General features: G+C 35.6%; 11 protein-coding genes. 9 read left to right on the top strand and 2 right to left on the bottom strand.

Annotation, left to right across the window (positions count from 1 at the left end):
• Nucleotides 1-68 precede the first annotated feature (68 nt).
• Nucleotides 69-512: a Fur family transcriptional regulator gene (locus IGL42_RS06260; protein ID WP_002357560.1), complete on the top strand. Its 444-nt coding sequence runs from the start codon at nt 69-71 to the stop codon at nt 510-512.
• A gap of 297 nt (nt 513-809) precedes the next feature.
• A complete protein-coding gene (locus IGL42_RS06265) occupies nt 810-2,150 on the top strand; it encodes an NADH oxidase (protein ID WP_010710382.1) in 1,341 nt (446 codons plus the stop codon).
• Between the two features lie 47 nt (nt 2,151-2,197).
• Here the strand turns inward: IGL42_RS06265 and IGL42_RS06270 are convergent, their stop codons facing one another.
• A complete protein-coding gene (locus tag IGL42_RS06270) occupies nt 2,198-2,806 on the bottom strand; it encodes an NUDIX hydrolase N-terminal domain-containing protein (protein WP_104842600.1) in 609 nt (202 codons plus the stop codon).
• A 176-nt stretch (nt 2,807-2,982) separates the two neighbouring features.
• Between IGL42_RS06270 and IGL42_RS06275 the strand changes: the two genes are divergently transcribed.
• Both IGL42_RS06275 and IGL42_RS06280 read left to right on the top strand, forming a co-directional pair.
• Nucleotides 2,983-3,483 carry a GNAT family N-acetyltransferase gene (locus tag IGL42_RS06275; RefSeq protein ID WP_002382331.1) on the top strand — a complete coding sequence of 167 codons (501 nt, stop codon included), beginning with the start codon at nt 2,983-2,985 and terminating at the stop codon, nt 3,481-3,483.
• A gap of 19 nt (nt 3,484-3,502) precedes the next feature.
• On the top strand, nt 3,503-4,030 hold the full coding sequence (locus IGL42_RS06280) for a GNAT family N-acetyltransferase (RefSeq protein WP_002357555.1): 528 nt from the start codon (nt 3,503-3,505) through the stop codon (nt 4,028-4,030).
• A 54-nt stretch (nt 4,031-4,084) separates the two neighbouring features.
• Here the strand turns inward: IGL42_RS06280 and IGL42_RS06285 are convergent, their stop codons facing one another.
• Nucleotides 4,085-4,903, bottom strand: coding sequence for a helix-turn-helix transcriptional regulator (locus IGL42_RS06285; protein WP_010710381.1), 819 nt, complete (start codon nt 4,901-4,903; stop codon nt 4,085-4,087).
• Nucleotides 4,904-5,039: 136 nt separating this feature from the next.
• Here IGL42_RS06285 and IGL42_RS06290 point away from each other — a divergent pair, with 136 nt between their 5' ends.
• The 5 genes from IGL42_RS06290 to IGL42_RS06310 all read left to right on the top strand — a co-directional run bounded on the left by IGL42_RS06290 (nt 5,040) and on the right by IGL42_RS06310 (nt 11,962).
• Nucleotides 5,040-6,788 (top strand): ABC transporter ATP-binding protein, encoded by a 1,749-nt coding sequence (locus IGL42_RS06290; RefSeq protein ID WP_002357553.1) that lies wholly within the window; start codon nt 5,040-5,042, stop codon nt 6,786-6,788.
• Nucleotides 6,781-8,559, top strand: a complete 1,779-nt coding sequence (locus IGL42_RS06295) for an ABC transporter ATP-binding protein (RefSeq protein ID WP_010710380.1) — start codon at nt 6,781-6,783, stop codon at nt 8,557-8,559. The genes IGL42_RS06290 and IGL42_RS06295 overlap by 8 nt, the downstream gene beginning before the upstream one ends.
• Nucleotides 8,560-8,647: 88 nt before the next feature.
• On the top strand, nt 8,648-9,073 hold the full coding sequence (locus tag IGL42_RS06300; protein ID WP_010710379.1) for an NUDIX domain-containing protein: 426 nt from the start codon (nt 8,648-8,650) through the stop codon (nt 9,071-9,073).
• A 139-nt stretch (nt 9,074-9,212) separates the two neighbouring features.
• The gene (locus IGL42_RS06305; RefSeq protein ID WP_002389351.1) at nt 9,213-10,223 is read left to right on the top strand and encodes a hypothetical protein; all 1,011 of its coding nucleotides are present in this window, start codon (nt 9,213-9,215) and stop codon (nt 10,221-10,223) included.
• Nucleotides 10,224-10,525: 302 nt separating this feature from the next.
• Nucleotides 10,526-11,962, top strand: coding sequence for a catalase (locus IGL42_RS06310; RefSeq protein WP_002357549.1), 1,437 nt, complete (start codon nt 10,526-10,528; stop codon nt 11,960-11,962).
• Nucleotides 11,963-12,017 lie beyond the last annotated feature (55 nt).

Consider the following 12,017-nt stretch of genomic DNA (forward strand, 5'->3'; position numbering starts at 1 on the left):
ATAATTCTTGTCAATCGTAATAAGAAATAGTATTATTTAAGAAAGATAGACAGGGGAGGGATACAAAGATGGACAACGTATTGGTTAAAAATGCACTTGCTGAATTAAAAGAAGCCAATATCCGAATTACTCCGCAACGTTATGCTATCTTGGAATATTTAATCGAAAATCATACACACCCAACAGCTGATGAAATTTATCGCGCACTAGAAGATCATTTTCCAAATATGAGTGTAGCAACGGTTTACAACAATCTACGTTTATTTACTGAAATCGGTTTCGTTCAAGAAATGAGTTATGGCGATGCATCTAGTCGTTTTGATTTTAGTTCGAAGAAACATTATCACGTGATTTGTCAAAAATGTGGTAAAATCGTTGATTTTCATTATCCAGGGTTAGAGGACGTTGAAATGGCCGCTAGTAAATTAACAGGCTTCGAAATTAATGAACATCGTTTAGAATTATATGGATTATGTCCAGATTGCCAACAAGCACAACAGGAGAATGTGTAAAAAATTACATACTGTTAAAAATTTATCAAAAGATAAGTCACTTGTCTAGGCAAATTTCACAAGCGTAAGAGTTTTCACTCTTATGCTTGTTTTTTTGTGTGGTTATTGACTTTTAAATTCTTAAAAACAAAAAATTAACTAGCTATTATTAAGAATTAGCAACAGTTTGTGAATTTTTTTATATGCGATTCACAAGCATAGAACTCGAATAAGCTTGATTCCTCTGATATATTTTAAACAGACAGAGGGAGACGTCACCTCTGCAAAACAAAGATTGTGAAAGAAGGGATTTACAACATGAAAGTCGTAGTCGTAGGATGTACCCATGCTGGAACTTCAGCAGTTAAAAGTATTTTAGCAAATCACCCGGAGGCGGAAGTCACTGTATATGAAAGAAATGACAATATTTCCTTCCTATCTTGCGGAATTGCCTTGTACGTTGGAGGCGTAGTTAAAAATGCTGCTGATTTATTTTATTCAAATCCAGAAGAACTGGCTTCTTTAGGAGCAACAGTGAAGATGGAACACAATGTTGAAGAAATCAACGTGAACGACAAAACTGTTACAGCGAAAAACTTACAAACGGGCGCAACTGAGACCGTTTCTTATGATAAATTAGTGATGACAACTGGTTCTTGGCCAATTATTCCACCAATTCCAGGAATTGATGCTGAAAATATTTTATTATGTAAAAACTATTCACAAGCCAACGTGATCATCGAAAAAGCGAAAGATGCCAAACGTGTCGTTGTCGTTGGTGGCGGTTATATTGGTATTGAATTAGTAGAAGCTTTTGTAGAATCTGGTAAAGAAGTCACTTTAGTTGACGGGTTAGACCGCATTTTAAATAAATATTTAGATAAGCCATTCACAGATGTTCTAGAAAAAGAATTAGTTGATCGTGGCGTTAATTTAGCTTTAGGTGAAAATGTCCAACAATTCGTAGCAGATGAGCAAGGAAAAGTAGCAAAAGTCATTACACCAAGTCAAGAATTCGAAGCAGATATGGTGATTATGTGTGTTGGTTTCCGTCCAAATACAGAATTATTAAAAGATAAAGTTGACATGTTACCAAATGGTGCAATTGAAGTCAATGAGTATATGCAAACAAGCAATCCTGATATTTTTGCTGCGGGTGATAGTGCAGTTGTTCACTACAACCCAAGTCAAACAAAAAATTATATCCCATTAGCAACGAATGCTGTTCGTCAAGGTATGCTAGTAGGTCGTAATTTGACTGAACAAAAATTGGCTTATCGTGGCACACAGGGAACTTCTGGCTTATATTTATTCGGTTGGAAAATTGGTTCAACAGGTGTGACAAAAGAAAGTGCCAAATTAAACGGACTAGATGTCGAAGCAACTGTTTTCGAAGATAACTATCGTCCAGAGTTTATGCCAACAACTGAAAAAGTTCTGATGGAATTAGTCTATGAAAAAGGAACACAACGCATTGTTGGTGGTCAATTGATGTCTAAATATGATATCACACAATCTGCCAATACTTTATCATTAGCGGTCCAAAATAAAATGACTGTCGAAGATTTAGCGATTTCTGATTTCTTCTTCCAACCACATTTTGATCGCCCTTGGAACTACTTAAACTTATTAGCCCAAGCCGCTTTAGAAAATATGTAATTAATAATAGAAAAAGGATGAAGAACAGAAGTTCTTCATCCTTTTTGTTAGTCACTAAGCGCTCCAGTTGTTTGGTTCATTAATGCCATTAATTGCTCTTTCGTTGTTCGTTTGATAGAAAGAGAGGGGAGATTATCTAAAGAAAAATAAGCACAATTCGAGGTTTCAATGTTTTTTTCAAAGGGATGATTTTCTAGAATGTCACAAGAAAAGATCATTTTATAGTACTGAAATAGTTGAGGAATGTCTTTTCGTTTATCTGTATCATAAACAGCAAGCAATTCTTTTGCTGTAACAACTAAGCCAGTTTCTTCCAATACTTCTTTTTCAATATTTTCTTTAGGAGAGCAGCCAATTTCGGCATAGCCACCAGGTAATGACCATTCTTTGGTCCGTAAATCTTCAACTAATAAAAAACGATTCTCTTTTTTTATCAAACCGCGAACATCTACTTTCGGTGTTGGATAACCTTCTTCTTTAGTTAAGATTTTTTCTAAGTCGGGCAAGACAGTCGCTTCGTGTCCGGTTGCGCTAATAAGTTGTAACGTAAGTTCTCGTAGTTCTTGGTAACGTTCTTGATCAAAAGCATCTTTCCCGTAAAAAAGACCAACATCTGCCAATGCTAGCAACCGCTTATAAGTGTTCAGATAATCCATATACGCACGCTCCTCATAGACTTAATACGTTTAGTTTAACAGAAAAAAATAAAGGAAGGGCAGATTTAGCGAGAAAAGGCGTCGTTTTAAGGAAATAATAAAGAATAAATGACTAACTTACATTTTTAAACTACCTATGCTATTATTTAATAAAAAAGATTGGGTATACAATAATTTTGTTATGTAAACAAAAAGGAGGTTGTAAATTGAAAGAATTTACAATTATAAGGGAAAAAAATGCAGATAAAAAGACTCAGGCAGCACAAGAAGTATTGTTTAATCTACCAGAATGGTTTGGCCTTGAAAAAGAGACCCGCAAGTATATCGATATAGCTAGCACTTTACCTATGTGGGTGGCAAAGGATGTAGAGAATAAAATACTCGGTTTTATAACACTTTCAGAAACAAGTAAAGATACAGTAGAAATCCATTGTATGGCAGTTAAAAAGCGGTATCATCGCAAAGGTATCGGCAAGTTATTGATAGAAAGCGTGGAAACGTATTCTAAAAATAACTATTTTTTTATTCAAGTCAAAACAGTTGACGAAGGAAATTATTCCGTGTACGATCATACTATTCGTTTTTACGAATCATTGGGTTTTAAGCGCCTTGAGGTTTTTCCGACATTATGGGACGCTTGGAATCCTTGTTTAATTTTAATTAAACAGTTGATTTAATCTACAAAGGAGTTTTAGTATGTCAGTATTTATTAGAGAGTGTACCGTCGCAGACGTACCAGAATTAGAGGCCATTTGCCAAGAGACTTTTGCAGATACTTATGGAGATGGCGAAAACGAAGAGGATTTACAGGCACATTATGAGAGGAAATTTAGTCCAGCAGTTTTAGAAAGCGAAATCTTACATAAAGATTCGCAATATTTCTTTGCTTTTTATAATAATGAACTTGCAGGTTATGTGAAATTAAATCACGGTGATGCTCAGATTACCTATCAACATCCACAAGCGTTACAAGTTGAGCGCATTTATATTCGTAAATCTTTTAAGCGTTTAGGCTTAGGCAAACATTTGATTACGAAAGCAATTGAATTAGCGGAAGAAGCAGAAAAAGAGACGGTTTGGTTAGGTGTTTGGGAACATAATCATCCAGCGCAAAAATTTTATCAATCATTGGGCTTCGTCAAAACAGATGAACATGATTTTTATATGGGAAATGAACGCCATACCGATTATACAATGACGAAACAGTTAAAAGAGTCAACGTAAAGCAAAAACAAGGAAACGGACGCAGTGAAGCCGACGATTCCTTGTTTTTTTATCTTAAAATTGTGAAGGAGATTTTCCATAATATTTTTTGAATAATTTACTAAAATGATAGGCATCTTCGTAACCAACCGTTTTTGCTACTTCTTTGACACTTAAGGAATCATTTTTCAGCAATTCTTTCGCATGGTTTAAGCGGATTTGAATTAAATAATTGATTGGCCCAACGCCTGTGGCCGCTTTAAAGGTTTTCGACAAATAAGTCGGGGTAACATATAACATTTCAGCTAACTGTTCCAAAGTAATTTCTTCGTCATGGTGGGTTTCCAGATAATAAATCGTATGATTGACTAAATTTCGTTTTCTTTTTTCCGTTTTCGATAGCCGAGTTTCAATTTTATTTTCTTGATCAACTGCTAAACTTCTTAAAATATAAACCAATAGTTCAATAACTAAAGCTTTAATTTGTAACGCTGATTCAACTTCTTGATGGTTTAATTCATGAACAATTTGCCAAGCTTTTTCTAAAAAAGCACCATGTAAATGACTTAAATCTAATAAAGCTGATTTATTTGGAAATACGTTTCGCGCTAAGCCTTCTAAATAGAGATTTGAAATGCCAATGTGTAGTTGATGTGAGTAAGTTCCTGCTTTTTGTTGCTCACCATGTTCCGTTCGCGGATTAAAAAGAAACACCATACCAGCAGTGGCATGGTACTGTTGCCCTTGAACAATATATTCAGATTCACCTTCTAAAAGAATAGATATTTCCAGAAATTCATGATGATGACAATTATAAGGGTGGGTCTCTTCGTTCCAAGGATCGAAGGCATATAAAATTTCAGGATTAAACGTTCGACTATTTGTGTAGTTCATAAAAAATCACTCCTACTTGTATCCGCTTTCTATACTATATTGTACATCAAAATATACAAGAATGCCCATTTCTTTTCCTATAAAAAAACAGTAATCTTATACACGTCCATAAAAACAAGAGAGAGTAGGGGAGAAAATGAATAGTTTTGAATGGATTTGGCAATATGCTAAAAAAAATAAGAATAAGTTACTGCTAGCTGTTATTTTTGTCGTTATTAACGCTATTTTAATTGTTATTATTCCATTGTTATCTGGCAGAATTGTAGACCAAGTAATCAATCAGGGAAAAACTGAAGAACTTGTCCCAATTCTTGGGATTATGATTGGAGTGACCGTTATTCGGACAGTTGTTCGTTATAGTTATCAAGTCTTGTTTGAATCGGTTGGACAATCTGCGTTATTTGACTTAAGAAAAGATATGTATGTCAAACTTCAAGAATTAGATTTTGATTTCTTTAATCATACACGTGTTGGCGATATTATGGCGCGAATGACAGGGGATACAGACGCTATCCGCCATTTTGTTTCTTGGGTCACTTATAACCTCTTAGAATGTATTTTATGGTTCATCGCAGCCGTGATTGTGATGGGGACGATCAATTGGCAATTGATGCTGGCATTAATTTTAATTACACCTTTGATTTTTCTGTTAACACAAAAAATGTCGAAGGAATCGCATCCGGTATTTTTTGAGATCCGGGAAAGTTTTTCTCGGCTAAATTCAATGGTCGAAGAAAATATTGGTGGAAATCGGGTGGTTAAAGCTTTTTCTCAAGAACCTTATGAAATTGAAAAGTTTAACAAGCACAATGAAGACTATAAAAAATGGAATATGGCTTCTGCAGATGTCTCTAAAAAATATTTACCGTGGTTAGACGGTTTTGCAGGTAGTTTAAATGTTATTGCCTTAGTTCTTGGTGGCCTCTTTGTGATTCAAGGTCGAATGACAATTGGTGATTTAGTGGCCTTTAACGGCTTTCTCTGGATGTTGAACATGCCAATGCGAATGAGTGGCTGGTTGATCAATGATGTGCAACGCTTTACGGCATCGTCCATTAAAATTCGTCAGTTATTAGCAACGAAACCGAAGATTCCCATTGCTCGGGAAAAAGAAGCAGAACCAATCCAAGGTTATGTGACGTTTGATCACGTGTCCTTTCATTTTTCAGATGATCCAGAAACCCCCATTTTATCGGATGTTTCATTTTCAGCAAAACCTGGTGAAACAATTGGTATTTTAGGGGAAACTGGTTCAGGCAAAACCACTTTAGTTAACTTAATCGCTCGGTTCTATGATCCAACAAAAGGCACTGTTTATATTGATGGAAAAGATGCTAAAAGCTATTCTGTTCGTAAATTGCGAGAAAATATCTCCATGGTTATGCAAGATGTCTTTCTTTTTTCCAATACAATAGAAGATAACATTGCTTTTGGTAACACATTGGCTAACTTGGAACAAGTGCAAATGATGGCTGAAATTGCTGATGCCCATAGCTTTATTTCCAGAATGCCCGAAGGTTATGCAACAATTGTTGGTGAACGCGGCGTTGGCCTATCTGGTGGCCAAAAACAGCGGATTTCACTGGCCCGTGCCTTAACCAAAGATCCAGCTATTTTAATTTTAGATGACACAACTTCCGCTGTTGATATGGAAACAGAATCAAAAATTCAAAAAGAACTAGGCCGTTTGACGGAAAAGAAAACGACATTTATTATTGCCCACCGAATTTCTTCTGTGAGAGAGGCCAATTTAATTTTGATGATGGAAAAAGGCCGTGTGGTGGAAAGCGGTACGCATAGCGAATTAGTCGAACAAAAAGGCAAATATTTTGACGTATATCAAAAACAATTAGGTCTGACAAAGGAAGGTGAGTCGCGTGGCTAGAAATACGTTTGATGTAGATGAGACTTTAGAAAAAGAATTTAATTGGTCCCACTATAAACGATTAGGCGCCTATATTAAGCCTTACAAAAAAGCTGTTTTTAAAACATTATTTGTCATCATATTAGCTAATCTGGCAAGTATGTTAGGCCCTTACTTTACTAAAATTGCGATTGACCAAGTAATTCCACAAAAGAATCTCTCGTTACTCTTGATACTAGGAGCTATTTTCCTATTTTCCTTGATGATTATTGGTTGGTGTATGCGTTATCGAATATATGCCATCACAGAAATTGGACAAGATATTTTAAAAGATATGCGTTTTTCAATTTTTGAGCATCTACAAAAATTACCATTTTCTTATTTTGACAGTCGGCCGCATGGAAAAATCTTAATTCGGGTGGTCAATTACATCAATACGTTAAGTGATTTACTAAGTAACGGATTGATCAATTTAATTTCTGATTTATTTAATGTGATTATCACCTTAATCTTCATGTTATTTATTGATGTGAAATTAACCTTATACAGTTTACTGCTATTGCCTGTGTTGTTCGTGATGGTTCTGTTTATCCAAGGGAAACAACGGAAAGCTTACCAAGAGCTTAGCAATAAACAATCAAACTTAAATGCCTATATTCATGAAAGTATTTCAGGAATTAAAATTACACAATCTTTTGCACGAGAAGATGAAAATTTCCAGATTTTTAACGAGGTAAGCGAAGAATATCGTCAATCCTTTATGAAAGCTGTGCGTGTCCAGTATTTATTATGGCCAGCAGTGCAAAATATATCCGTCATTACGACTTGTTTTATCTATTTCGTAGGAATCCGTCAATTAGGTGTGTCCGTTACTACTGGGACGCTAATTGCTTTTATCGGTTATATCAATAACTTTTGGAATCCGGTCATCAATATTGGTAACTTCTACAATTCTCTGATTACTGCAACTGCCTATTTGGAAAGGATTTTTGAAACGATGGATGTTGTTCCAGAAATTCAAGATGCGCCGCATGCTATTGCGTTACCGCCAATTAAAGGAACCGTCGACTTTCAGCATGTTTATTTCCGTTATGAAGAAGGAAAAAATATTTTGACCGATGTTAGTTTTCATATTGAGCCAGGACAAACAATCGCCTTGGTTGGGCCAACAGGTGCGGGTAAAACAACAATCATCAATTTGTTAAGTCGTTTTTATGATGTGAATGAAGGGGCCGTTAAAATTGATGGTTATGATGTTCGCGATGTGACACTCCGTTCGTTAAGAAAACAAATGGGGGTAATGCTTCAAGATACGTTTATTTTTTCAGGAACAATTATTGAAAACATTCGGTACGGAAATTTAGCAGCCACAGAGGAAGAAGTCATCCAAGCTGCAAAAATTGTTCGTGCGCACGACTTTATCAAGGATTTAAAAGATGGCTATGAAACAGTTGTGGAAGAGCGGGGTAGTACACTCTCGGCAGGACAACGCCAATTAATTTCATTTGCTCGTGCTTTACTGGCAGATCCCAAAATTTTAATTTTAGACGAAGCAACCTCCAGTATTGATACAAAAACAGAAGAATTGTTACAAGAAGGACTACAACAACTTCTGAAAGGACGGACATCGTTTATTATTGCTCATCGACTTTCTACCATCAAAAATAGCGATAAAATTTTCTATATTGATGGTGGTCGTATTGTGGAAGAAGGGTCTCATGATCAACTAATGGCAAAACATGAGTTATATCATCATTTATATCAATCGCAATACGACTTATTAAAGAGCTAGATGATAAAACAGAGAAAATTCTTAGTTGAATCTTTCTCTGTTTTTCTGTATCGTAACCTTAACAAAGGGAAAAATGATGAGGTGCCAAATGAAACGGAATTTTGAAGTGGAATTAACAACATTATGTATGATTAGAAATCAGAAAAATGAAATCCTTGTGCAAGAACGACAAAAAAAGGATTGGCCTGGTTGGACGTTCCCTGGCGGACATGTTGAAAAAAACGAGGGCATGGAAACAGCCATGGTTCGCGAACTCCTTGAAGAAACAGGATTAGTGCTGAAGCCACAATTAGTAGGTGTTGCAGAATGGCTGAATGATTGTTCAGGTGCGCGGGAATTAGCCACATTATTCATTGCAGAAACAGCGGATGAACTACCAGAAGAAACGGAACAACCCTTGTTTTGGGTCACTGAAAAAAAATTGCGAGAAGGTCCTTTAGCTGGCAGTTTAGCAGAACTTTTCCCAGTATTTTTTGGCGAAAAGCAATTTTATTTTAAAAATAATACAGCTTAATGATTCAAACCTAAAAGATTAAATCAATCCCGCTTATTAAAAGAGAGGAAATCTAAAATTAAACATTGCTATTTATAAGCAATGTTTGCTATTCTTAATAAAAGGGAATTAATTTTTTATATAATGAGGGGGAAAAAGTGTGTTAAAAAGAAAAGTGGGGATTGTCGCAGGCGTTTTCTGTTCAGCTTTGTTACTGACAGGTTGTGGCAAAAGTGCGAAAGATGAGTTCATTCAAGGGATTGGCAATCAAAACGCACAAGAATCTGGGGTTTGGGATTTCTCTATGTCAATTAGTGACATGAAATTTTCACAAGAAGATAGTGCACAAACGAATCCTATGATTGGGATGCTCATCACGCAAATCAAAGACGCATCGCTTTCTGGGAAGATTCAAGTAGATGCCAAAAAAGAAAAAGCATTCAACTTAGAGATGAAATTAAAAGCGATGGGAATGGATGTACCGATTTCATTGGTTGGATCAGTAGATAACGAAGGCAAAGAGCCAAAACTCTATTTAGCAACAGATATGATGGAATATATTGTCGCTGTCGCAGACTCAATGACTGACGGTGCTATCGATAGTTCTCAGTTAGATACAGAAAAACTAAAAGGAAAATACATTGATCTTTTAGCCATGAACGAGGAAAGTACGAAAGAATGGCAAGATACAATCAAAGAGTATCAAGAATCGGAAAAAGAACGAAAACAGTCTGCTAAGGAATACAAAGAGTTTTTAGAAGGATTAGACAAGGATACGTTCGAGAAAAAAGGGGATACCATTACCCATACGTTTACAAAAAAAGAATTACAAAAGTTAATCAAAATTACGACAGAAACATCTGAAAAAGGTAAAGAACAAGATCCTTTCGAAAAAATCAAAGATGTTTCTGCCAAAGTTTCTGTTAATACAAAAGAAAATAAAACAAATATGTTGATTAATGTGAAACCGCAGCAAGACAAGAACGTTGATATGGGACTTGAATCATTATCTAGTAAAATTAGCATTACACAAAAAGCCAAAAAAGCGACGATTTCAATGCCTAAGAAAGAAAATATTTTATCAGAACAAGAAGTTGAAAAAATATTTTCCGATAGCACCTCTATGACAGGTCTATCGACTGAAGACACGACTGTTGCAATCAATCAATAACGCTGAATGACCAATAAAAACGGCCGCTCAAAAAAAGTAACGAAAGACCTAGCATGATTGGGATGCTAGGTCTTTTTTGAATAAAAAAACAGCATTTTAGTTTTCTTTGAATTATTGGTTGTTATTTTTGGTGGTGTAAACAGTTTAAAGTTAATACATTTGTTTTTGATTTAAATTCTACTGCTATTTTTAATCATTCTATTAAATAACAAATGTTTTCGAGTGTTTTTAAGCATTATTTTTGTTAAGCAGAGTGGTTTTTTTATACAATGAGTATAATTTTAGATGAAGGAGTGTTTTAGGTGAAAAATCAACATTTAACTACGTCACAAGGAAGTCCAGTTGGCGATAATCAAAATTCGCTAACTGCAGGAGAATTTGGTCCTGTCCTAATCCAAGACGTTCATTTATTAGAAAAATTAGCTCATTTTAATCGTGAGCGCGTACCAGAACGGGTTGTTCATGCCAAAGGTGCTGGTGCTCATGGAATTTTCAAGGTGAGCCAATCAATGGCACAATATACTAAAGCCGATTTTTTATCTGAAGTTGGCAAAGAAACACCTTTATTCGCTCGTTTTTCAACTGTAGCTGGAGAGTTAGGTTCATCAGATACATTGCGTGATCCTCGCGGTTTTGCGCTTAAATTCTATACAGACGAAGGAAATTACGACTTAGTTGGCAATAATACGCCCATTTTTTTCATTCGTGATGCAATTAAGTTTCCAGATTTTATTCATAGCCAAAAAAGAAATCCGCGGACGCATTTGAAAAGTCCAGAAGCTGTTTGGGATTTTTGGTCTCATTCACCCGAAAGCCTTCATCAAGTAACAATTTTAATGAGTGATCGTGGCATTCCGTTGTCGTTCCGTCATATGCATGGTTTTGGTAGCCATACATTCAAATGGGTCAATGCTGCTGGAGAAGTATTTTTTGTTAAATATCACTTCAAGACGAATCAAGGAATCAAAAATCTAGAGAGTCAATTAGCAGAAGAAATTGCTGGGAAAAATCCCGATTTCCATATTGAAGATTTGCATAATGCAATTGAAAATCAAGAATTTCCTTCTTGGACATTATCTGTGCAAATTATCCCGTATGCAGATGCGTTAACAATGAAAGAAACTCTTTTTGATGTAACAAAAACGGTTTCTCAAAAAGAGTATCCGCTGATTGAAGTTGGCACGATGACTTTAAATAGAAATCCAGAGAATTATTTTGCAGAGGTTGAACAAGTAACCTTTTCACCAGGGAATTTCGTTCCTGGTATTGAAGCTTCTCCAGATAAATTATTGCAAGGACGTTTGTTCGCTTATGGGGATGCACATCGTCATCGTGTGGGCGCTAATAGTCACCAATTGCCGATCAACCAAGCAAAAGCGCCTGTAAATAACTACCAAAAAGACGGCAATATGCGTTTTAACAATGGCAATAGCGAAATTAATTACGAACCAAATAGTTATACTGAAACACCAAAAGAAGATCCTAAGGCGAAAATTAGTTCCTTTGAAGTTGAAGGAAATGTTGGTAATTATAGCTATAATCAAGATCACTTTACACAAGCAAACGCTTTGTATAATTTGCTGCCAAGCGAAGAAAAAGAAAACTTAATTAACAATATAGCGGCATCTTTAGGTCAAGTGAAAAATCAAGAAATCATCGCGCGTCAAATTGATTTGTTCACTAGAGTAAATCCAGAATATGGAGCACGTGTCGCACAAGCAATTAATCAACAAGCATAATTTATATAACGTACGTGACAAAACCAGTCTAGATAAACTAAAGACTGGTTTTTTT

The organism is Enterococcus sp. DIV0712 (assembly GCF_050554855.1).
GTDB classification, from domain to species: domain Bacteria; phylum Bacillota; class Bacilli; order Lactobacillales; family Enterococcaceae; genus Enterococcus; species Enterococcus faecalis.